Source organism: Micromonospora sp. NPDC005205, assembly GCF_040608275.1.
Lineage (GTDB): Bacteria > Actinomycetota > Actinomycetes > Mycobacteriales > Micromonosporaceae > Micromonospora.
The window spans coordinates 69231-91311 of sequence record NZ_JBEXHV010000020.1; the positions used below are offsets into that span (position 1 = coordinate 69231).

The 22081-nt window shown below is 71.3% G+C and carries 17 protein-coding genes; 8 read left to right on the forward strand and 9 right to left on the reverse strand.

What is annotated here, in order from left to right; translation table 11 throughout:
• Positions 1-8 precede the first annotated feature (8 nt).
• From ABZU43_RS27815 to ABZU43_RS27830, 4 genes are read left to right on the forward strand one after another with little or no spacing between them, the layout of a single operon-like run.
• Positions 9-1955 (forward strand): PIG-L family deacetylase, encoded by a 1947-nt coding sequence (locus tag ABZU43_RS27815; RefSeq protein ID WP_355009390.1) that lies wholly within the window; start codon positions 9-11, stop codon positions 1953-1955.
• Positions 1952-3598, forward strand: a complete 1647-nt coding sequence (locus ABZU43_RS27820; RefSeq protein WP_355009391.1) for a stealth conserved region 3 domain-containing protein — start codon at positions 1952-1954, stop codon at positions 3596-3598. The genes ABZU43_RS27815 and ABZU43_RS27820 overlap by 4 nt, the downstream gene beginning before the upstream one ends.
• The gene (locus ABZU43_RS27825) at positions 3595-5838 is read left to right on the forward strand and encodes a glycosyltransferase family 4 protein (RefSeq protein ID WP_355009392.1); all 2244 of its coding nucleotides are present in this window, start codon (positions 3595-3597) and stop codon (positions 5836-5838) included. The genes ABZU43_RS27820 and ABZU43_RS27825 overlap by 4 nt, the downstream gene beginning before the upstream one ends.
• A 25-nt stretch (positions 5839-5863) precedes the next feature.
• On the forward strand, positions 5864-7621 hold the full coding sequence (locus tag ABZU43_RS27830) for a stealth family protein (RefSeq protein ID WP_355009393.1): 1758 nt from the start codon (positions 5864-5866) through the stop codon (positions 7619-7621).
• 78 nt (positions 7622-7699) lie between these two features.
• Here ABZU43_RS27830 and ABZU43_RS27835 read toward each other — a convergent pair whose 3' ends face one another.
• From ABZU43_RS27835 to ABZU43_RS27870, 8 genes are all read right to left on the reverse strand, one after another.
• Positions 7700-8347 (reverse strand): hypothetical protein, encoded by a 648-nt coding sequence (locus ABZU43_RS27835; protein WP_355009394.1) that lies wholly within the window; start codon positions 8345-8347, stop codon positions 7700-7702.
• Positions 8348-8550: 203 nt separating this feature from the next.
• Positions 8551-9333: a zf-HC2 domain-containing protein gene (locus ABZU43_RS27840; RefSeq protein WP_355009395.1), complete on the reverse strand. Its 783-nt coding sequence runs from the start codon at positions 9331-9333 to the stop codon at positions 8551-8553.
• Complete coding sequence (locus ABZU43_RS27845) at positions 9330-10022, reverse strand: sigma-70 family RNA polymerase sigma factor (RefSeq protein WP_030488630.1); 693 nt, start codon at positions 10020-10022, stop codon at positions 9330-9332. Before ABZU43_RS27845 ends, ABZU43_RS27840 begins: the two co-directional genes overlap by 4 nt.
• A 125-nt stretch (positions 10023-10147) precedes the next feature.
• Positions 10148-11005 carry a fused MFS/spermidine synthase gene (locus ABZU43_RS27850; RefSeq protein WP_355009396.1) on the reverse strand — a complete coding sequence of 286 codons (858 nt, stop codon included), beginning with the start codon at positions 11003-11005 and terminating at the stop codon, positions 10148-10150.
• Between the two features lie 18 nt (positions 11006-11023).
• On the reverse strand, positions 11024-11983 hold the full coding sequence (locus ABZU43_RS27855; protein ID WP_355009397.1) for a hypothetical protein: 960 nt from the start codon (positions 11981-11983) through the stop codon (positions 11024-11026).
• 55 nt (positions 11984-12038) lie between these two features.
• Positions 12039-14513: an SMC family ATPase gene (locus tag ABZU43_RS27860; RefSeq protein WP_355009398.1), complete on the reverse strand. Its 2475-nt coding sequence runs from the start codon at positions 14511-14513 to the stop codon at positions 12039-12041.
• Positions 14513-15661 (reverse strand): exonuclease SbcCD subunit D, encoded by a 1149-nt coding sequence (locus tag ABZU43_RS27865; RefSeq protein ID WP_355009399.1) that lies wholly within the window; start codon positions 15659-15661, stop codon positions 14513-14515. Before ABZU43_RS27865 ends, ABZU43_RS27860 begins: the two co-directional genes overlap by 1 nt.
• A gap of 74 nt (positions 15662-15735) precedes the next feature.
• Positions 15736-17487, reverse strand: a complete 1752-nt coding sequence (locus tag ABZU43_RS27870; protein ID WP_355009400.1) for an ATP-binding protein — start codon at positions 17485-17487, stop codon at positions 15736-15738.
• A gap of 234 nt (positions 17488-17721) precedes the next feature.
• Here ABZU43_RS27870 and ABZU43_RS27875 point away from each other — a divergent pair, with 234 nt between their 5' ends.
• Together ABZU43_RS27875 and ABZU43_RS27880 are read left to right on the forward strand one after the other, a co-directional pair.
• Entirely contained in the window at positions 17722-18240 is a 519-nt protein-coding gene (locus ABZU43_RS27875; protein WP_355009401.1) for a SigE family RNA polymerase sigma factor, read from the forward strand.
• Positions 18233-18976, forward strand: coding sequence for a hypothetical protein (locus ABZU43_RS27880; RefSeq protein WP_355009402.1), 744 nt, complete (start codon positions 18233-18235; stop codon positions 18974-18976). The genes ABZU43_RS27875 and ABZU43_RS27880 overlap by 8 nt, the downstream gene beginning before the upstream one ends.
• Positions 18977-18980: 4 nt before the next feature.
• Here the strand turns inward: ABZU43_RS27880 and ABZU43_RS27885 are convergent, their stop codons facing one another.
• Complete coding sequence (locus tag ABZU43_RS27885) at positions 18981-19727, reverse strand: pyrimidine reductase family protein (protein WP_355009403.1); 747 nt, start codon at positions 19725-19727, stop codon at positions 18981-18983.
• A 151-nt stretch (positions 19728-19878) separates the two neighbouring features.
• On the opposite strand from ABZU43_RS27885, the gene ABZU43_RS27890 reads away from it, so the two are divergent.
• Positions 19879-20442, forward strand: coding sequence for a plasmid pRiA4b ORF-3 family protein (locus tag ABZU43_RS27890; protein ID WP_355009404.1), 564 nt, complete (start codon positions 19879-19881; stop codon positions 20440-20442).
• A 325-nt stretch (positions 20443-20767) separates the two neighbouring features.
• On the forward strand, positions 20768-22057 hold the full coding sequence (locus tag ABZU43_RS27895) for an extracellular solute-binding protein (protein ID WP_355009405.1): 1290 nt from the start codon (positions 20768-20770) through the stop codon (positions 22055-22057).
• Positions 22058-22081 lie beyond the last annotated feature (24 nt).

The following is a 22081-nucleotide window of genomic DNA, read 5'->3' on the forward strand; positions in this document are numbered from 1 at the left end:
CTCGGTCCATGGCGGTCGTGGCCCACCAGGACGACGATCTCTACTTCCTGAACCCGCTGCTCGCCAGCCAGCTGCGCTACAGTGCGACACACCTGACGGTCTGCCTGACCTCTGGTGAGGCGGATGGACGTAACGCCCCCGGTGGGTCGGTGGCACACGCCACGCTGCCGGTGGACTTCGAGGGCTTCGCCGCCGCCCGGTTCAACGGGCTTCGTTCGGCGTACGGGGAGATGGTCCTCGACGACCGGGACGCCGAATGGCACCGTGCGGCGATCACCGTGGGCTCGACCGCCGAGGCGGACCTCTCGACGCTGGTCGACGCGCCGTGGATCCGGTTGGTGTCGCTGAACCTCTGGTGTGCGCCGCCACCCGACTCGCCGGTCGGAGCTGGTTCGCTGCCACAGTTGTGGACCGGCGAAGCCACCGTCACACCCACCATGGTCCCGCTGGGTTCGCCCGTCTCCGGAACGTTCGCCTACTCGCGGGAGAACCTGATCGAGGCGCTGCTGCACCTGCTGCGCGACGTCGAGCCGACGCTCTTGTGGACGATGGACCCGGATCCCGATCGGCAACTGCACGACAAGGCGAACCCACAGCACGCCGACACCGGTGACTACTCCGACCACCTTGCCCACACCATCACCGGGCTGTTCGCCCACGAGTCGGCCCGACGATGGTTCGCCGAGGGCGGTGGCAGCGCCACGGTCGTCGAGGCGTTCCGCGGCTACTACGTCCGACGGTGGCCGTCCAACCTCAGCCCTGAGGCGCGGGCACTCAAGCAGCGATACAAGGACATCTACGGGTGGGCCGACGGCCGCCCTGCCGACGGAACCGTCGGCCACGGTGACCGCAAGGTCGGTGACGACGCGATCGGCAACGGGAACGCCTCCGGAACCACGTTGCGCTATCCCGGCTCGCGGACCTGGGCGGCACCGGGGCCGGACGGTGAGGTGTCGGCCTTCGCCGTGCGGGGCGGCCAGGTGGTCCACTGGCAGCAGGCCAGCTCAGGCGCGTTTGCCCCGAGCCGGCTGATTCCTGGCGGCGGACTCCTGCCGTACGTCGCCGCGTTGGCCACCCCGAACGGCGGCTGGCGGCTCTTCGTGGTGCGGCAGGAGCTCACGGCAGAACCCGATCGGCACGTCCGCGACATCTGGACAACAGTATTGCCTGCCGCCGGCGACGCCGGCGTTCGCTGGGAGTCGCTCGGCAACCCCGCCGGGCGACATGCCCCGTCGGATCGACGGAACATCGGCATGCCGCAGGCTGTCTCCCTGCCTGACGGGGGTGTCCTGTTGCTGGCCCGGAACGCCGACAAGGGACTGAGCGCCCGGCTGTACGACGGGACGTCCTGGACGCAGTGGCAGGACCTCGGTGGCCGGGACATCCAGGATGGCCTGGCCGCGGTGACGTTGAACGAGCACCACGTGGAGGTGCTGGCCGCCGGGCGCACTGGAATCGGACGCTGGCTGGTCGGCGTGCCGGAACTCGTCGCCGAGTACGCCCAGTTGGAGACGGAGGCACCGGCCGGCCCGCCTGCCGTGACGTGGCTGCCCGACGGCGAGCGGCTACTCCTGTTCCGGCGACGGGACTCGGCGTCCGTGCTGGCGTACCGGACGCGCGGCGGCGGCCGGGAATGGGACCTGTCGACGGCCGCAGACCTCGGTGGTCACGGCGGTCCCGGCCCGCTGACCGCCGAGTTCGTGCCCGACGCGGGCGCGGTCCTGCTGGCGGTCCGGGACGACGCGTCGGGTTCGAGCGTCGCGTGGCTGGACCCGGCCGGTCCGACGCCCTGTCGCTGGCTCCGTGAGTCGACCCCGATTGCTGGTGGCCACGCGGTGCAGGTCGACGCGTCCGGCTGCGCCGTTCTGCTGGCCGTGTCGACAGCGGGCGGGCTCCTCGCCTCGCGCCCGGACCAATTCGGATCGTCCTTGAACCCGATGAAGGAAGTGCCGTGAACAACACGCCGGTGGTACCGCAGCACGCGGGCGCGCCATCCCGGGCTGCCGACGCGGCCAGCTCCGCGCCGGGAAGCGCCGGGTGGGACCTTCCCGCGCTCTGCGAGGTCCTGGTCGACGGTGGACGTCGCACCGCGCACGTGCACGCCGACTTGACGCCGATCCTGGGGCGTCAGCTCAATGTGGACGCGGTGAGCGGCGCGCTGGATGCGCATGGGGTGGACTACTTCCTCATCCGCGGCATGGACGACCGGACGCCGGTGATTGGCGTCAGTGAGCTTGATCGGCTGGCCACGCTGAGCGCGCTGGAAAAGTTGGGTGGGGCCGAGACCTGCTACGTGAGCCAGGTGCTGCCCCGGCCGCCGATCGTCGGCGGCCTCAAGGACGCGTCGGAGGCGCCGGCGTGGACAGAGCTGTACGCCGCACAGGCGATCAAGCTGACCTGGTTCCGCGCCGACCCGACCCTCAAGCTGATTCTGGGCCCGGCGTACGGCTGCGAGATCGAGTTCTGGAAGCCCGATCGGGCGGCCGGCGTGCTCCGCTCGCCCCGGCCGAACCGGATGATGCGGGCGGTGGCACTGGAGAGCGCGCCGGTGCAGGTGGACGAGCATCGGCTGACCCGCCTCGCCTCTCCGGCGAAGTGGCACCCGCCCCGGCGTAGCCGCGCGGAGTTCGACCGCCTGCTCCCGGACGACATCGACTTTCCCATCGACGTGGTCTATACCTGGGTGGACGGCGCGGACCCACAGTGGCAGCAACGCCGTGCGGGCGTCCGTGGCGAGTCGCTGCACGCCGAGGCGGCGAGTGAGTCGCGGTACATCAACCGCGACGAGTTGAAGTTCTCGTTGCGATCGCTACACCTGAACGCCCCGTGGGTCCGCAACATCTACATCGTGACCGACCACCAGCGTCCGGCCTGGCTGGACCTCAGCGCCGGCAACATCTTCATGGTCAACCATGACGAGATCTTCGCGGCCCCGGACGCCCTGCCGACCTTCAACTCGTGTGCCATCGAGAGTCAGCTGCACCGTATCGATGGGCTCTCCGAGCACTTTCTGTACCTCAACGACGACATGTTCTTCGGTCGCCCCCTGGCACCGCAGACGTTCTTCCTTGCCAACGGCAACACCAAGTTCTTCCTGTCGCAGAACCGGATCCCGCTCGGCGAGATCACCGAGCTGGACAGCCCGGTGGACGCAATGATCAAAAACAACAGGGCGCTGATCGAGAAGCGGTTCGGCCGTACCCTCACCCAGGGCTCCCAGCACGTGCCCTACCCGTTGCGGCGCAGCATCCTCGCGGAGATCGAGCGGGAGTTTCCGGTCGAGCATGAGGCCACCATGCGCAGTCGGTTCCGCAGTGCCGACGACCTGACCATCACGTACTCGCTGCACCACTACTACGCGTTCCTGACCGGCCGCGCGCTGCCCGGACGCGTCAACTACGGCTACGTTCAACTCGCGGTACCCGACCTCGAGGCGCGGCTGCGGCGAGCGGAGGCACGGCGGGACTGGGACACCTTCTGCATCAACGACGCCTACTCGACGTTCGCCCAACTGCAACACCAGATGACCATCCTCGAGCCGTTCATGGAGGCGTACTTCCCGGTCCCGAGCCCCTACGAGCTGAGGACCGCCGGGTGAAGTTCGCCTTCCTGATCCACAACATGTACGGCGTGGGTGGCACCAACCGGGCCGTGCTGAACCTGGCCACCGCACTGCTGGGCCGGGGGCACGACGTGGAGATCGTCTCCGTGTTCCGCCGCACCGACGAGCCGATGTTCGCCATCGACGACCGGATCGCGCTCGTGCCGCTCGTCGACACCCGACCGCGCCGTCCCGACCGGGCCGATCCCCGGCTCCGGGAGCCGTCCCTGCTGGTGCCGAAGAACGAGGAGTTCCACACCCAGTACAGCCGGCTGACCGACGAGCGGATGATCGACTACCTGCGTTCGTCCGGGGCCGACGTGCTCGTGGGTACCCGGCCGGGCCTCAACATGATCGTGGCGCGGCACGGCCCCGAACACGCGGTCCGTGTGGCGCAGGAGCACATGACGCAGGATCTGATCGACGACGTGCTGAAGGAGGAGATCCGGGTCTCGTACGACCGGATCGACCTGGCCTTCACGGTGACCGAGGCCGACGCCGCCGCCTTCCGAACGGGCAATCCGGTGCCACACACCCGTGTCGTGGCACTGCCGAACAGCGTTCCCCAGCCCACCGTGCCGCCAGCCGACGGGACCAACCGGATCGTCGTCAGTGCGGGGCGGCTCGACCCGATCAAGCGCTACGACCGACTCATCGCCGCCTTCGCGCAGGTAGCTGGCGACTATCCGGACTGGAAACTGCGGATCTACGGAGACGGTCCGCAACGCCCCGCGCTGGTCGCACAGGTCCGCGAGTTGGGAATGTCCGACCAGGTCCAACTGATGGGCCGGCGCGAGGACATGTCCACCGAGTGGGTCAAGGGCTCGATCGCGGCGGTCTCGTCGGAGCGGGAATCGTTCGGCATGACCATCGTGGAGGCGATGCGGCTCGGCCTGCCGGTCGTCAGCACCGACTGCCCGGTCGGACCCCGCGAGATCATCCAGCACGGGGTCGACGGTCTGCTGGTCCCGATGGACGACATCGACGCGTACGCCTCGGCGTTGCGGACCCTGATGCACGACGGCGATCTCCGGGCCCGACTGGCCCAGCAGGCGTTGGTGAACGCGGCGCGGTTCGACCCGGACACGCTCGCCGAATCCTTCGCCCGGCAGTGTGCCGCCGTGCTGGTCGAGCGAGGCCCGGCGCTCGGGCGGCCCGCGCGGGCCACCCGGTCGGGCAAGGGGCCGCGAACTGGTCGTTCGATGCTGGCTCGCGGCGGCGAGGTGGTTCGGGAACCCGACCTGGTCCGGCTGTTGGGCGACCCGGTCCTTCGCGGGATCGCGGGTAGTGACCTGGTCCGTCGGGCGAGCATGGGCGCCTTGGTGCGCCTCTCCCGCATTCGACAGGCCCGGGCCACTTCCGCCCGTTTGCAGAAGGCGATTCGGCGGCGGGCCGCCGCACCGGCCGCTGGGCCGAAAGTGGACTGTCAGGTGCTGCCGGACCACGGCCTCAGCCTGAGTATCGATGCACCGGACCTCGCTGCGGGCGCGCACCTGTTGCTGCGCGACCGGGACAACGGGCACAAGGTACGGGTGCCACTGGAACCGCAGGACGACGGGGTGCGCCAGGTGGCGGTGCTGCCCGCCGACGCGTTGCCGGAGGGCCGTTGGAACGCGTACCTGCAGCCAGTGACGGGGACGCGCCTGCGACTGTGCCCGGCCCGGATCGACACGCGGGTACTCGCCGGCGGTCACCGACCGCCGGATGACCCGGCCGGTGCGTACGCGGTCCGTTCGCACCTGCCATATCGCACGGCGGACGGCTTTCTGGCGGTGCGCAGCTGGGTCCGGGCAGAGCACGCCGAGGTGCGGCGGATCGCGCTCAGCGGCGAGCGGGTGTCGATCGAGGCCGTCTGGTGCGGGTCGGGCACTCCCGAGCAGGCCGTGCTCCACCGACGGGGTCACCACGAGGGCGCGGTGTCCGTGCCGGTGGTACGGATCCGCGGCGGTCACCTGCGTATCGACGTCGCGGTGGACGAGTTGGCCGCACATCGACTGGGCCGATACGAGGACTGGGATCTGTGGCTGCGGCAGGCCGGCACGGACCGTGAGGTCCGGTTGGGTCTGCTCGTCGACGACATCGTCGACAAGAAACTCGTCTACAACTACCCGGAGATCTACCTGGTAGACGATCCGGGGCTCGATCTCGTCGAGGAGGACCCGGCTCCACTGCTGCGCGTCCGCCCCTACTACACCCGCGACAGCGAGCTTTCGATCGTCGTCATCGATCGCCCATGAGCACGGACACGAGGAGAAACGCGCGGTGACCGAGTCGAAGCCCCCACCGGGGGAGCCAGTCCGGGCGCTGGCCGAACCCACCGGGTTCGTGGAGGTGTACCGCCGGGTGCTGAGCCCGCAGACCCGGCGGGCCATCGCGACGAAGGTGAGCCCCCGGGCCCGGCACCAGCTGAAGCAGTGGGTCGCCCGGGCCGCGCGGGACGGGCACCTCTCCGAGCGCCGGGGCGAACGGCTGGCCCGCCGCCAGCCGGAGTTGCTGGCCGGCGCGGACCGGGTTGTCGTCACCGCCGACCGGGGACCCAGGGTGGCCCGGATCGGGGCGGTCACCCCCCTGATGGCACGACTGGACAACCTCACCGCGGTGACGGCGGCGCTCGACGAGGCCGGCGTACCCCACTTCCGGGTACGCGGCGAAACCCACCGCTCGTCGGTGGTCGCCGTCGACGCCGCGCACCGCACGCGGGCGTACGCCGCACTCGCCGCCGCATGCGGTCGGGTCCCCGGCTACGTCGGCGAGCCGAACGACACCGGGCAGCCGGCGGCCGGCTTCGAACCGAAGACCTGGGACCGCCTGGCCGACGCCGCGGTGTTGCGGCTGACCTGGTACTGGACCGACCCCCAGCGGCGGCTGGTGCTGGGGCAGGCGTACGGGTGCGACGTCGAGTTCTGGGCCCGGGAGGGTGACACCCTCGTCGCCCCGCGGCCCAACGCCGTCGCCGAACAGGTGACCGTGGCGGCGCCGCTGGTCCTCGTACCGGAGTCGCGGTTCACCGGCCTGGCACCCGCCGCCGCACCCGCGACCGCCTGGACGCGTCCGGAGTTCGCCGCACCGCGCCCCGACGACGTGCCGTTCCCGGTCGACGTGGTCTACACCTGGGTCGACGGCACCGACCCGGCCTGGCTGCGCCGACGGGCAGAGGTGGCCGGGGTGCCGTACCACGCGGAGGCGGCGAGCGCGGCCCGCTTCCTCAGCCGCGACGAGTTGCGCTACTCGCTCCGATCGCTGCACCTGTTCGCGCCCTGGGTGCGCCATGTCTACGTGGTGACCGACGACCAGGTGCCGCCCTGGTTGGACCCGTCCGCCAGCGGGCTGCGGGTGGTCAGCCATCGGGAGATCTTCACCGATCCGACGGTGCTGCCGACGTACAACTCGCACGCCATCGAGAGTCAGCTGCACCACATCGACGGGCTCTCCGAGCACTTCCTGTACTTCAACGACGACGTCTTCCTCGGCACCGAGGTGCTGCCCCAGGATTTCTTCCTGGCCAACGGCATCTCCCGGTTCTTTCCGTCGCCGGCGCTGGTGCCGCCGGGCCCACCCGCCGCCGGGGACATTCCGTCGTCGGCGGCCGGGAAGAACAACCGGGCGTTGATCGCGGAGCGGTTCGGCACAGTGCTGACCCAGAAGATGAAGCACATGCCGCACGCGCTGCGGCGAAGCGTGCTCCAGGAGATCGAGCAGACGTTCCCGCAGCAGTACCAGCGGACCGCGGCGAGTCAGTTCCGCAGCATGGACGACCTGTCGGTCGCCTCGTCGCTGCACCACTACTACGCGTTCCACACCGGTCGCGCGGCACCGGGAAACCTGCGGTACACCATCGCCGAGCTGTCCCATCCGGACACGCCCGCCCGGTTGGCGCACCTGCTCGCCCGTCGGGATCGGCAGGTGTTCTGCCTGAACGACGCGTTCTCCGTCGAGGAGGACCTAGAGGCGCAGTTGGCGCTGCTCATCCCGTTCCTGGAGACGTACTTTCCGGTGCCGAGCCCGTGGGAACGGGCCTGACCCACCCCGGACACGGCGGTGGCCGGTCGCGCCCTCCCCGGCGACGACCGACCACCGTGCCCTCGTGGGCGACCAGGCTCAGTACGAGTAGCCCGAGCCGCCAGCGTCGTTCGAGCCGCTGTCCGCCGGCGGTGCGACCGCCTTCGGCGTGCCCTTGGGCAGGCAGCTCAGGTTCTTCTTGCCGTCCGGCTGGACCACGAACCAGGTGCCACCGACAGCCTGGCCCTTCCACTGGCCGGGCTTCTTGTCACCGATGTAGCGGTAGACCGGCCAGCCGCCGACGGTGAGCTGACGGGTGCCGTCCTGCCGGGTCACGCTGCTGACCTTGTCGTCCGAGACGCCGGTGAGCTCCGGGTTGCCGTCGGTCAGTGCCGGGGGCCACACCTCGGCGCACTTGTCGACGCAGTTCGACGACGGCGGGTCGGCGGTGTCCTTATCGAAGCGGTACAGGATCCAGCCGTCCTGGTCGGTGACCACCTTGCCCATCCGGGCGACGCTCTTACCGACCAACTTCTCGGTCAGGTCGACGTCCGCGGGCGGGGCGTCGGCGGCGGGCGCCTCCGCGGAAGCCGAGGCCTCAGGTTCAACCGTCGCAGTGGGCTCGGCCGCGGCGACGGCGACCGGCTCAGCCGCGCTCGAGTTCGCCCCGTCGTAACCCGCGGGAGCGCAGGCCGTTAGTGCGACCATCGCGCTCGCGACGATGACGGTCCGCTTCATCTGTGCCACGTGCCCTCCTCATTCTTGACAGTTCACCCATAGGTACGGCGGTTGGGCTGTCAAGGTTGAAGTAGTAACAGTGGTCAATTTCACTTAAATCGATTGAACCTTTTCCGGCTGCCATGCGTACGCACCCGCGAGGGGATCTTTACGTAACGACAGATCGGCGCCGGCCATTGTGACAATGACCGGCGCCGATGCGGTAGGCGCGCTTACATGGGTACGGTGACCAGCGGACTCGCCACGCCGTTGGCATCCACCGACTGCACCTGGAGCTGCTTGATGTCCTTCGGCAGAGCAGACGTCGAGGCGCTCAGTTCGAGACCCTGCGGCCGGGTGTTGGTGCCATAGCCGCCCTCCGGCACCGACCAGGTCGAGATGACCTCGGTGGTGGCGTTCTTGCGTACGACCACCAGTCGGCAGACGCGTGGGCCGGGTAGCTTCCGCAGGCTGAAATTGATCCGGGTGCCGTAGTCCTTGGTCACCAGGAACATGGTGGTCTGCACACCGGTGGTCGGGTCGGTCGCCTCGACCTGGTCGCCCTCCACCTCGGTGCCGCCCACACCCGGGCCGCTCGGCGCGGCCGTCGGCGCGCTCGTCGGAGGGTCGTTGGGCGCGCTCGGCGTCGACTCGGCGAGCACCCCCGGTGGTTGCTCGTTGCCGGTCACGCTGACGAAGCCGTACCCGGTCAGACCGCCGAAGACCACCACCGCGGCGGCCGTCGCGAGCAGGTGGCGAAACCGGCTACGTCGCCGGTCGGCCCGGACCGCGCCGAGCGTCCGGTCCAGCAGGGCCGGGTCGGTCGCCGTCTGTTCCAGCGCCATCATCGTCTCGCCGTCGATGTCGGAGAGCAGCCCGACGACCGGCACCATCGTCTCCAACTCGGCCGCGCACGCCCAGCAGGTGGCGAGATGTTCCTCGAACCGCTCCGTGTCCTGCTCGTCGAGCACACCGAGCGCGTACGCCGCGACGTCCATGTGGTCCGGCCGGCTCATTCTGTCACCCCCCGCTCCTGCAGAGCCGTGCGCAGCGCGCGCAGCGCGTAGTAGACCCTCGACTTGGCGGTGCCGAGCGGCAGGCCCAACTCCTCGGCTGCCTCCGGCACCGTCCGCCCCCGGAAGTACGTCGAGATCAGAATCTCCCGGTGCGACTGACTGAGCGTACGCAGCGCGTCCGCCACCGTCATCGTGCGCAGCACCCGGTCGGTGCTGTCCGCCTCGGCGAACGCGGTGAGGTCCCGGTCGTACGTCTCCGGCGGCCGGGCCTCCTGGCTGCGGTGCTCGTCGATGGCGATGCGGCGGGCCACAGTGACCAACCACGGCCGCAACGAGCCCTGCCCCTGCGTGCCCAGCCGGTGTGCGTTGCGCCAGGCCCGCAGCAGCGTCTCCTGGACGATGTCCTCCGCGCGCTGCCGGTCCCCCCCGGTGAGGCGCATGACGAACATCAGCAACGGGCCGGCGTGCTCGGCGTAGAGCTGACGGATCAACTGGTCGGAGTGGCTGGCCTCGGTTGTCGTCGCCTGATGGCGTCCGGGCGCCGGTCGCGGCGTCACCGGACCATTCTGGCGAGTCGACGCCCGTGCGTCGACCCCTCGGGCAGACGAGGTCGACCGTGACGAGGGTCGCGCCGACAACCAGTCAGCGCGTACCGCGTCGCCATGCCAACCGGCCGCCACCGCGTGCATGCAGACCTCCGGGATGTCCGTGACCAACGCCAGCCCACGAGGTGGGTCGCCCGGTGGTACGCAGCACCTGCCCCAGCGGATCAACAAACGACGAAAAAACTTCCCCGCCGCTGTCGGGTGGACGGTCAGCGGCGTACCGAGAACAGCCCCGGCGGTGGCGGATCGGAGCCGGTGGCGTCCGCGTCCCGAACCACCGGCGCGCCACCGACGAAGCGGTCCAGGTCGTCGCCGGCGACCACCCTCCCGGGGAACCAGTCGCCGGCGGCGCGTCTGGTCAGCTCCGGCACCGGCGGTGTGGACCGCCCGGCGACCAGCACCAGGTTGCCGTACCGCCGCCCACGCAGCACCGCCGCGTCCCCGACCAGACAGGCCTGCGGCAGCACCGAACGGACCGTGGCGACCTGCCCACGGGCGTGCCGCAACGGCGGGCCGTCGGCCAGGTTCGCCAGGTACCAACCGGCGGGGCGGAGCACCCGGGCCACCTCGACGACGTACTCCACCGACGTGAGGTGGGCCGGCGTACGCGCACCGGCGAACACGTCGGCGACCACCACGTCGTAGCTGGCCTCCCGGGTGGACGCGAGCACCGCCCTGGCGTCCTCCACCCGGACCCGCAACCGGGCGTCCGACGGCCACGGCAACGCCCGACGGACCAGCTCAACCAGCGCACCGTCCACCTCGGACACCCGCTGGGTCGACAGGGGTCGGGTCGCGGAGACGTACCGGGGCAGGGTCAGTGCGCCGCCACCAAGATGCAGCACCCGCAGCGGCTCACCGGCCGGCGCGAGCAGATCCACCGCGGCAGCCAACCGTCGCACGTACTCGAACTCGAGGTGGGTGGGGTCGGTCAGGTCGACGTGCGACTGCGGCGCGCCGTCCAGCAGCAGCGTCCACGAGCCGGCCCGGTCCGGATCCGGCACCAACTCCGCCAGCCCGGTGTCCACCTGCTCGACCACACGGTCACCCGCCCGTTTACGCCCCATCGGAACCAGTGTCCGCGCTCATCGGGCGGCGCGGGCCGCAGCGGTCAACGCACGGTGCAGCAGCCGGGAATCGCCGAGCAGGGCCCGCAGTCGGCGCTCCAGGCCGGCGATCGGGATCAGGTTCTGCGGGGCCCGCGGATCCTTGTACGGGGTGGAGGCGAAGCGCGGCAGGGTCACCAGCGACAGATCGGCCAGCTCGATCGCCGCCTCGACGGGCAGGTCGGCGGAGCACTCCACCCGAACGATGCCCGCCCACGGCGCGCCGGTCGCCACCGGCAGCCGCAAATACCACGACCAACCGCCCCAGGCGGTGCCGAGCCGGAACACCGGGGAACGCTCACCCGATGCCATACCCGTCACCACAGCGGTCAGCCGGGCGTCCAGGTACTGACTGTGCTGCGTCTTGATGTAGCCCAGGGTGCGCGGCAACTGCCGACGACTGCGCAGCGGGCCGTCCACCACCAACAGGTCACCGTCGACCCGGGCGGCGTCGGACACCGCCACCTCCAACGCGGTCAGCGGACCCTGCACGGCGGCCGGCAACTTCGCCAGCTCACCGGTGCCACCCACCCGGTGCACCGGGTAACGGATCGCGCCCGCCACCACGTCCTGCGCCGACGGGCTCGCTGTGAACAGGCCCCGACCAACCCGGGTGCCCGCCAACTGCGCCGCACCCCGCCCCAGGTCACACCGGACCACCCCGGCCGCGTACGAGGCGGCCAACCCCGGGAACGACAGGCCGTCGGTCTCCGCCGTCCAGATGCTGGCGTCGATGCGCCGAACCCCGTCGACGAGCAACACCACGTCCGGCGCCCGCACCCCGGGGCGTACCCCGATCGCCCGCCAGTCCACGGCGGGCAACTCGACGTCCGCGTCGACCTGGGCGCTGCTCGGCGCGGCCGGCCCGGCGGTCGAGGCCTCGAACGACGCCCCGTACGCCGGATCCCACGAATCCACGAAGAACGCGGCGTCGCTCACCGGGCCGGCCCCTCGTCAGCGACTGCGCTGCTCCCGTGCGCCGCACTCCTCGCGCTCACCGGCCGGTCCGTTCGATGCGCGACGAGCGCGCGTCCTTGCGCACCTCGAACCGGACCGGGATCCGCTCGGCCAGCGCCGGCACGTGGGTGACCACACCGACCATCCGATCGCCCCGGGCCGCCAGATTTTCCAGGGTCGCCGCCACAGTGTCCAGGGTGGCGGCGTCGAGCGTGCCGAAACCCTCGTCCAGGACGATCGACTCCAGGCTCGCCGCCGTTGTCGACATGCCGGCCAACTGCTCGGAGAGCGCCAACGCCAACGCCAGCGACGCCTGGAACGTCTCACCGCCGGAGAGGGTGCGCACGCCCCGGCGCAACCCCGCGTCGTGGTGGTCGACCACCACGAACTCGCCCTTGTCGTGCACCAGCTCGTACTGACCGGAGGAAAGCTCCCGCAGGATCCCCGACGCCCCGTCGACGAGCAGGTCCAACGCCTCGGCCAGCAACCACCGCTCGAAGTTGTTGGCCCGCAGGTGCCCGGCGAGCGCGCGCGCCACCTGCGCCTCCCGCTCGTGGCCCGCCCGCTGCTCGCGCAACGTACCGGCCTGCTCGCGACGCTCGTGCAGCCGCCGCCGGTCGGCGTCGGCCCGCTCCACCGCCACCGTCGCCGCGTGCACCGGGTCGTCCCCGACCGGCACGTCGGCGGCGGCGAAGATGCCAGCGATGCCCCGCTGCACCCCGTCGGCCACCGCCACGGCCTCCGCCACGGCGTCGGCCCGACCGGCCCGCTCGGCGCGCCGCAGGTCCGCCTCGGTGGTCGCCCACCCGGTCAGCGCCGCCCACGCGGCGGCCACGTCGTCCCGGTCGGTCGCCGGAGGGCCGAACCGGGCCAAACCGTCACGGGCGGTGTCGAAGGCCCGCCACGCCGCCCGCAGCCGCTCCTCGGCGGCGTCCACCCCGGCCCGGGCCTGCCGAGCGGCCTCACGGCCAGCCCGGACCGCTGTCGCCGCCTCCTCCAGCGCGCGCCGCAACCGGGCATGCTCGGCCAACTCCCGGCGCAGCACGGCCGGCTCGGCCGCGCCGGAGAGCTGCCCGTCCAGCTCGGCCAGCCGGGCCTCCATCTGCTCCTGGCGCGCTCGCGCCTGCACCAGCAGCCGCTCCAGTTCCCGCGCCGCCGTGTCCCGCTCCTGCACCGTCGCCTGCGCGGCCTTGGAAGCGGCCCGCGCCGCCTTGCCCGCCGCCGTCGCGGCGGCCACCGCCGAATCGGCCGGCACCGCCGGCACCTCGGCCACCGGCTGCTCGCACACCGGGCACGCCGCACCGGCATGCAGGTGCACCCGCAGGCTCACCGCCAGATCGGTGGCCTTCGCCTCCTCGTGCGCCCGGAAGGCCGCCTCCAGCTCGGCGTCGGCCCGCTCGGCGACCACCCGTGCGGCGGCCAGCGCCGCCACCGCGGCGGCGTGCTCGTCATTCGCCGCGCGCACCGTCGCCCGGACCGTCTCGGCCTCGCCGGACAGCCGATCCCGATCGTCGTACGCCCGCAGTTGAAGTCGCAGCGCGCTCTCGTCACCGGCGGCGGCCAGCTCGCCGCGCAGCTTGTCCTCCCGCTCCTCGGCCAGCGACACCCCGGCCGCCGCCGCCTCGGCGTCGGCCCGCGCCGCGGCGACCGCGCGAGCGACAGCGGTCACCCCACCCGGCGCGCGCACCCCGGTCAGCACTGTCAGCTCGTCGTCCAGCGCTGTCAACGCCGCCGCGGCCTCCCGTGCGGTGACCCGGGCCGCCGCCAGCTCCGGCACCGCCTCGGCCACCGCCGCCGCCAGCTCGGCCATCCGGTCGACCCGGGCGTCGGCCTCGGCCAACGCCTCGTCGTCCACACCGGTCAACCCGGCAAGCACCTGGTCGACCGCCTCCAGCCGGGCCTCCGCCTGCGCGGCGCGCGCCGTCGCCTTCTTCTGCACGTCCTCGTAGACGCCGAGGCCCAGCAGGTTGACCAGGATCTGTTGCCGGGTCGCCGGCTTGGCGTGCAGGAAGTCGGCGAACTGCCCCTGTGGCAGCACCACACAGCTGGTGAACTGCTCGTACGGCAGCCCGACCGCCTCCAGCACCGCCTGCTCCATCTCGGCGGGGGTGCCGGCCACCACCTCGCCGAGGTCGTCCGGGCTCAGACCGGTGTCCAGTTTGGTCACGTCAAAACCGGCCGGCATCAGCTGCAACCCGGCGTTCGCGGTCTTCACGTTGCCCCGGCCGTCCCGGCGGACCACCCGGGTCGCCACGTAACGGGCGCCGCCGGACTCGAAGACCAACCGCACCCGCGCCTCGGTCGCCGACGGCGCGAGCGCGTTCGCCAACCCCCGGGCGCCACCCCAGCGGGGCACCATGCCGTAGAGGACGAAGCAGATCGCGTCCAGCACTGTCGACTTGCCCGAACCGGTGGGACCGATCAGCGCGAAGAAGTCGGCGTCGGTGAAGTCGACAGTGGTCTCGTCCCGGAAGACCGTGAAGCCGGCCATGTCCAACCGCATCGGACGCATCAGTGCTCGACCTCCTCGAAAAGCTCGTCGAAGAGCTCCTGGACACCCTCGTCGGCGTGACCCCGGCTGTCCAGGTAGTCGGCGAACAACTCCCGGGGCGAACGCCCCGACCGCTGCGCGATGCGCGCGCCGCTGCCCGGCGCGGCCAACAGCTCCGGGTCGATCCGGATCTCCAGGGCCCGGGGGAGCAGCTCCTGGATCTCCTCGCGCAGGCCGGCGCGGGGTTGCTCCCGCACGTACACCCGCAGCCACGCGTCCGGTGCCTCGATCTCGGCGAGCTGCTCCAGGGTGCCCCGCACCGTCCGCAGCGCGCTGGCCGCCGTCACCGGCACCTCCCGCACCCGGGCGGCGGTGCTGGCCGTCACCTCGACGATCGTCACCGAGGGGACGTTCTCCTGCTCACCGAAGTCGACGGCGAGCGGACTGCCGCTGTAGCGCACCGGGCAGGGGCCGATGACCCGCTGCGCGCGGTGCAGGTGGCCCAGCGCCACGTAGTGCGCGGTGGCCGGGAACACCGTGGCCGGAACCGCGTAGCCCAACACGGTGTGCGCGTCGCGTTCGCCACCACCGGTGGCCGCACCGGTCACCGTCAGATGCGCGGTGACCAGGTGCACCCGGTCCGGTTCGGTGAAACCCTCGGTGAGCCGCCCCAGCACCCGGCCCAGGTGGTCGGCGTACGTCTGGTTGGTCTCCGCGGCGGTCAGCTCGTACATCTCCAACGCGCGCACCGCGTACCGCTGGGACAGGAACGGCAACGCGGCCAGCCGCCACCGCTCGCCACCGGCGGTGGTGCCGTCGATGACGTGCTCGTCCGGGTTTTCCCGCACCCCGCCGCGCAGTGTGATGCCGGCGGCGTCGGCCCACGGACGCAACGCGTCCAGCGCCGGGCCGTTGTCGTGGTTGCCGCCGATCGCCACCACGTCCGCGCCGGTACGCCGCAACGCCGTCAACGCCCTGGTGACCAGTCGGGTCGCCTCCGAGCTGGGCGCGGCGGTGTCATAGAGGTCACCGGCGACGATCACCAGATCCGGCTGTTCCGCACGGGCGATCTCGATCACCCCGGCCAGCACTGCCTTGTGCTCGTCGGCCCGGGACTGCCCCTTGAGCACCTTTCCCACGTGCCAGTCGGAGGTGTGCAGGATCTTCATGGCTGTGCTTGCCTTCCGTGCGCGGCTGCGGGGCTCGCAAGCTCACTCCTCGCGCTCACCTGTGCCGGCCCTAGCTAGAACGGGATGTCGTCGTCGGTGCCGCCGCCGGAGCCCACCACGGCGAACGGGTCGGCGGACTGGGTGATCGAGCGCAGCGTCTCCGATGGTGCCCGGCCCGCCTCGGAGACCCGGGTGGCCCAGGCCGGGAACGGGAACTCCAGGCAGAGCGGCACCGGAATGTCCGGCTGGTTGACGAACATGGTGCCCGGCTTGGCGAGCAACGCCCGCTGGCGCTGCGCGGGCGGCAGGAAGCCGTACTCCGGGCGGGACGCCTCGGCCGGGTCGAGCCGGCCGACCACCCGGATCGCCGAGTTCGTGACGATCCGCCGCTCCACCTCACTCGCCGTCTGCTGCGCGCCGATCAGGATCACCCCGAGCGAACGGCCCCGCTCGGCGATGTCCAGCAGGACCTCCTTGATCGGCGAGGAGCCCTCCCGGGGGGCGTACTTGTTGAGCTCGTCGAGGACGACGAAGAGCAGCGGCTTGGCGGTGCCGGACTTCTCCTTGCGCTCGAACTCGCTCTTGAGCGTCACACCGACCACGAACCGCTGCGCGCGGTCGGGAAGGTTGTGCAGGTCGACCACTGTCACCTGGGCCGACTCGCTCGTGTTGATGGAGTGGGGGCGGCGGGTGGCGAGGTCGCCACGGATCAGCCGGGCCAGGTCCTTCTTGCTGCCGATCAACCGCCGGGCGAACGCGTTGACGGTGCCCAGCCCCACAGCGCTGCCCGCCCAGTCGGAGCGGGTCTCGTCGTCGTTGAGCTGATCGACGATGTGGTCGACCAGATCGCCGTAGGAGCCGAGCCGGACCCCGTCGATGCTCACTCCGCCGTCGGCGGGCTGGGCGTAGCGGGCCAGGTGCGCGGCCACCGAGTGGACCACCATCGTGTACTGCTGGCGCTCGTCGTCGGCGTCGGCGAAGACGTACGGCAGCAGGCGGTCGGTGCAGAACTCGCTCAACGTCCAGTAGAACGCGTCGACCCCGGTGAGCCGGCTGCTCACATCCGGCGTGCCGGCCGAGTCACCGACCCGGGGCGGGGCGTACACCCGCACGTCGGGGAAGGCGCCAGCGCTCAACCCGAGCTTCGCGTACGCGGCGCGGGTGGGCTCGTCGAGGCGGGTGTTCGGGTGGTCCAGGAAGAGCAGATCCTCGCCCTTGACGTTGAAGATCAGCGCCTTGGCGTTGACCGCGTCGCCGCCCAGCACGCCCGAGCGGAACACCGAGTAGAGCAGGAAGGTGGCGAAGCTGGTCTTGGTGGCCACCCCGGAGATGCCGGAGATCGAGACGTGCGCGCCCCGGCTGCCGTCGAGGAAGTCGGCGTTGAGATAGACCGGAACCCCGTCCCGACCCATCCCCATCGGGATGCGCCGCTCCATCCGGTCGAAGTGCAGCGCGCGGGCCCGGGCGTCGCCCTCGGCCCGGTGCACCACAGCGCCCGGGGTCGGCGGCACGTACAGCTCCGGATCGACCCGGGTGGTGGTCACCTCGGCCGCCTCCTGCACCTGCGCGGGCAGCGTGCCGTCGGCGATGGCGAACACGTCGGACTCGAACTGGGCGCCCTCGTGCCGGGCGCGGACCTGGGTGACCACTCCGGCGATCGTCACCGGCTCCCGGTCCGGCAGCTCGCGCCGGGTGACCACCACGTCGTCGAGCTGGAGGTAACTGCCCGGGGCGACGGCCGTCCAGAACTGCAACGGGGTGGCGTCGGCGGTGCCCAGCACGCGGCCGACCACCCCGCCCGGGCTGTCGAGCTCGGCGTCGGTCATCGGGCGGCTCGGGTCGGTCGGGCATCACGGTCGGCGCGCATGCAGTGCATCCTGCCCGAGGAGTACGACAGGTCGCCACGCGACGCGGCGGACGACACCATGCGCCGTCACACTCATGACGCTGGGTGTTCGACCGAGCGCAAGAGGTGGGCGGGAGTCGTGTCGGCGTGCACCGCACCAGGTCCGGACTCAACTCCCGGGGCGCCGGCCGCGTTACCTAGGCATGGAGCACGTATGAATGACGACTTCGGCGCCTTCGTCGCGACGAGCGGCCCGCGACTGCTCCGTTTCGCCGTACTGATCACCGGGCAGCGGGCGGACGCCGAGGACCTGCTGCAGGAGGTGCTGGAGCAGGCGTACCCGCGCTGGCACGTGGTCCGGCAACGGCAGCCGGAGGCCTACCTGCGTCGCGCCATGACCAACCGGTTGGTCAGCCGGTGGCGCTCGCCGTGGAACCGACGTCGGGTCGCCGGTCTTCCGGAGGCGGTGCCGCAACAGGATGAGATGACCCGGGTCGACGACCGCGAGTTGCTGCTGACGGCGCTGCGGGAGCTCCCACCGCGGATGCGGGCGGTGGTGGTGGTCCGGTACTGGCTCGGTTTCTCCGAGGCCGAGGCTGCCGCCGAACTGGAATGTTCGGTGGGCTCGGTGAAGAGCCAGGCTTCGCGTGGTCTGCGCCGCCTGCGGGCCCGACTGGAAGCGGCCGGTGTTCCCGCACTCGACCTCGACCTCGCGGAGGAGAACCATGCGTGACAACGAGGTGGCCGCCCTGCTCGATCACGCCGTCGCGACAGTGGAGCTGCCGCCCGGTCTCGCCCAACGGGTCGTCACGAGAAGCCGGGCGCGTCGCCGTCGGCGTCTGCTGCTCTCGGGCGGCACTGTGGCCGCGGTGGTCGCCGCCGGGGCACTGCTGCTCCCGCAACTGGGGCCGGCCGGTGGCGGCAGCGAGGGCGGGGGTGCCGCGTCGAGCGCGGTTGCCGACGTCCCGGCCGGGATCGTCGGTGCCGACGGTCGACCGGTGACGCAGGCGCAGGTCGTCGCCGTCGGCCGGATGGGGACGGAGACGCTGGTGCTGATCCGGCGCGAACCACGCGCCGAGGAGCGGCCCGCTGGGGGACACGCGGCCGAGGTGCTGATCACCTCGGACGGGGGCGGTCCGCGCCGGTTGCTCGACTACCTCTCGTACGACCTGGCCTGCGTCGATGGTGACGCGGTCTGCGCGGCCGTCCGATCCACCGGCAGCGGGCTGGGCGTGGCCGTGGCCCGGCGCTCCGGCGGTCGGCTCTACGTCCTGGTCCAGGCTCCGCAGGGGCGTACCGTCGAGGTCGTCGCCGACGGCGTGTCGCATCCCCTCGGCGCGGCACCGCGCGGCGCGGTGGCCGAGGTGGTCGCCGCCGAGCCGTACGACGAGGTGCAGGTCTGGGCGAGCACCACCGACGGCCAGCGCTACCGGATTCCGTGGGCTCCCGGGGCGGTGCTCACCGACTGAGGTCTCACGGGCGGGCGTGGCGGAGCATCAGGACGCCGTCGTCGGAGGTGAGCACGTGGCGCAGTGGCAGGTGCCGGGGCGGTGCGGTGTCGCCGGCGGTGATCCGGCCGGGGCCGGGCCCGGCCAGCAGCGGCGAGACGGTGAGGCACAGCTCGTCCACCAGGTCGGCGGCGGTGAGCGTGCCGAACAGGTGCGGACCGCCCTCGCAGAGCAGTTGGGTGAGCCCGCGGCGGTGCAGCTCGGCGAGACCGGCGGCCAGGTCGACCCGCTCGGCGCCGCAGCGCAGCAGGTCGGCGACGTCGGTGAGGCCGGGTGGTGGCGCGGCGTCGTCATGGGTGAGCACGATCGGTCGGGTCGGTGCGTCGGCGAAGGCTGCCTGCGCCGGGTCCAGGTCCAACGAGCCGGAGACGACCACGAGCGTGGGGTAGTCGGCCAGCCCGTGGTCGCGACGCCAGGCGCGGCGGCGCTCGTCGAGTCGGACCGCGCGGTATCCCTCGTGGCGCAGCGTGCCGGCGGCCACCACGAGCGCGTCGCAGACCATCCGCAGCAGCCCGAACACCCGCTTGTCCGGCTCGCCGGAGAGCCCGGCCGAGTAGCCGTCCACGGTGACCGCGCCGTCCAGGCTGGCCACGAAGTTCACCCGCAGTCGGGGCTCGTCGGCGCGGCCGTAAAGGGCAATCAGCGCGGAGTCGTCGAGCGGCTGCGTCGACGGCTCGGGCCAGAGCCGTCGGATCGGAATTCCGACGGTCATTCGCCGGCCGGACCGGTGACCGGAGGGGTGGGTTCGGCGGTACGGTGCTGGCAGTCGCACCAGTTCCGGCCCGGGCAGTCGTCGTGTCGCCGGGCCCGGCACGCTCGGCAGATCATGCTCGCAGCCTAAGCCGCGGGAGGACAGGACAGCCATGGCGCGTCAGATCTTCCAGCTGAAGATGTCCCTCGCCGGGACCCGCCCGCCGGTGTGGCGCCGGGTGCTCGTGCCGGCCGGCTACACGCTGGATCGGCTGCATCGGGTGGTGCAGCACGCGATGGGTTGGCGGGACTGCCACCTGCACTCGTTCGAGATCGACGCGGTGCAGTACGGCGAGCCGGACGCGGACGGGGAGTTGGGGTTGCACGACGAGCTGGACGTGCGGCTCGACGCGGTGCTCGGCAAGGGCAGCCGGTTCTCCTACACGTACGACTTCGGCGACTGGTGGGAGCACGACCTGGTCGTGGAGGACGCGGTGACCGCCGACCCCGACGAGCGGTACCCGGTCTGCCTGGCCGGGGAGCGGGCCTGCCCGCCGGAAGGTGTCGGCGGGTCGTTGGGCTACCAGGCGCTCCTGGAAGCCGTGGACGACGAGAGCGACACGGCCGACCTCGTCAGCTCCCGCCACGCGATGCTGCGGGACTGGGCGGGTCCGACCTTCGACCCGTCCCGCTTCGAACCGTCCCGCGCGACCACGCTCCTGCGCCACTTCTGCTGATCCACCGCCCACCCCACCCCCTGACGCGCCCGACCAGAGCCGTTGTCGATCAAGAGGTCTGCGTCAGCTGGGCTCCGCTTCCTGACCGAAAACTCTTGATCACCCCGCTGGGGCGGGGGGTGTGGTTGGGGTCGGTGCGGTGAGAGTGATCAGCGGTAACGATCTGGGAACGCTCCCAACGTCCTATTGACACTCCCGTTACCCGCCGGCAATCTCATGGGAGCGCTCCCGGAGGTGGTGTGTGTCACTCACGGACCCCGGCCCGGCGCGATGAGCACCCCCCACCACACACATCAGCCTCACCACCGGAAAGAGGGGTCAGCGAATGAGTGTCACCACGCGGCGTACCCGCCTGGCGGCCGCTGCCCTGGCCGCGATCACCGCGGTCAGCGGTCTCGCAGCCTGCGGCAACGACGACGACAAGCCAGCGGCCGGCGAGAAGCCCGCCAAGCTGGTCGTCGACACCTTCGGCGAGATGGGCTACGACGAGCTCGTCAAGCAGTACGAGAAGGACACCGGCATCAAGGTCGAGCTGCGCAAGACCGCGCAGCTCGGTGAGTACCGGCCGAAGCTGGTCCGCTACCTGGCCACCGGCAAGGGCGCGGCGGACGTCACCGCCCTGGAAGAGGGCATCCTCAACGAGTTCAAGCCCAACGCGCGTAACTGGGCCGACCTCGCTCCGCTGGTCGCTGACCACTCGAAGGAATACCTGCCCTGGAAGTGGGAGCTGGGCAAGGCGCCGGACGGTCGACTGATCGGCCTGCCGACCGACGTCGGCAGCCTCGCCGTCTGCTACCGCAAGGACCTGTTCCAGGCGGCCGGCCTGCCCACCGAGCGTGACCAGGTGTCGGCGCTCTGGCCGGACTGGAAGGGCTTCCACGACGCCGGTCTGAAGTACAAGCAGGGCAGCGGCGGCAAGGCGTTCATCGACTCGATCACCGCCGTCTCCAACGGTGTGCTCTTCCAGGGCAACGGTGACCTGTTCTACGACAAGGAAGACAACATCATCGCGGACACCAGCCCCGCGGTGAAGAACGCCTGGGACACCGCCACCTCGATGGCGGACATCTCCGCCAAGGCGTCCACCTGGTCGCCGGAGTGGTCGGGTGGCTTCAAGCAGGGCACCTTCGCTGCCACCTTCTGCCCGTCGTGGATGCTCGGCATCGTGTCGGACAACTCCGGTCCGGCCAACAAGGGCAAGTGGGATGTCGCGTCCGTGCCGGGCGGCGGCGGTAACTGGGGCGGCTCGTGGCTCGCGGTTCCGGCGCAGAGCAAGTACCCGAACGAGGCGGCGAAGCTCGCCGAGTACCTGACCAACGCGAAGAGCCAGGTCGAGGCGTTCAAGCTCAAGGGCCCGCTGCCCACGAACCTGGAGGCGCTGAAGAACGAGGCGTTCATCAGCTACACCAACGAGTACTTCAGCAACGCGCCGACCGGCAAGATCTTCGGCGAGAGCGTCGCCAAGATCCAGCCGACCCACCTGGGCCCGAAGCACCAGGCGGTGAAGGAGAACGCGCTCGAGCCGGCTCTGCGGGCGTTCGAGAACGGGCAGGCCGACAAGGCGAAGGCCTGGGAGCAGTTCACGAAGGACGCAAAGACTCAGGGTGCCTTCTGAGTGATTCCCTGCCGGTGGCGTTCG

Coding starts and splice junctions, on each gene's coding strand:
- ABZU43_RS27880 (WP_355009402.1), top strand. CDS start 18,233: ATGCGTGACAACGAGGTGGCCGCCCTGCTCGATCACGCCGTCGCGACA.
- ABZU43_RS27890 (WP_355009404.1), top strand. CDS start 19,879: ATGGCGCGTCAGATCTTCCAGCTGAAGATGTCCCTCGCCGGGACCCGC.
- ABZU43_RS27875 (WP_355009401.1), top strand. CDS start 17,722: ATGAATGACGACTTCGGCGCCTTCGTCGCGACGAGCGGCCCGCGACTG.
- ABZU43_RS27850 (WP_355009396.1), bottom strand. CDS start 11,005: ATGGGGCGTAAACGGGCGGGTGACCGTGTGGTCGAGCAGGTGGACACC.
- ABZU43_RS27870 (WP_355009400.1), bottom strand. CDS start 17,487: ATGACCGACGCCGAGCTCGACAGCCCGGGCGGGGTGGTCGGCCGCGTG.
- ABZU43_RS27815 (WP_355009390.1), top strand. CDS start 9: ATGGCGGTCGTGGCCCACCAGGACGACGATCTCTACTTCCTGAACCCG.
- ABZU43_RS27885 (WP_355009403.1), bottom strand. CDS start 19,727: ATGACCGTCGGAATTCCGATCCGACGGCTCTGGCCCGAGCCGTCGACG.
- ABZU43_RS27840 (WP_355009395.1), bottom strand. CDS start 9,333: ATGAGCCGGCCGGACCACATGGACGTCGCGGCGTACGCGCTCGGTGTG.
- ABZU43_RS27895 (WP_355009405.1), top strand. CDS start 20,768: ATGAGTGTCACCACGCGGCGTACCCGCCTGGCGGCCGCTGCCCTGGCC.
- ABZU43_RS27860 (WP_355009398.1), bottom strand. CDS start 14,513: ATGCGTCCGATGCGGTTGGACATGGCCGGCTTCACGGTCTTCCGGGAC.
- ABZU43_RS27865 (WP_355009399.1), bottom strand. CDS start 15,661: ATGAAGATCCTGCACACCTCCGACTGGCACGTGGGAAAGGTGCTCAAG.
- ABZU43_RS27845 (WP_030488630.1), bottom strand. CDS start 10,022: ATGCACGCGGTGGCGGCCGGTTGGCATGGCGACGCGGTACGCGCTGAC.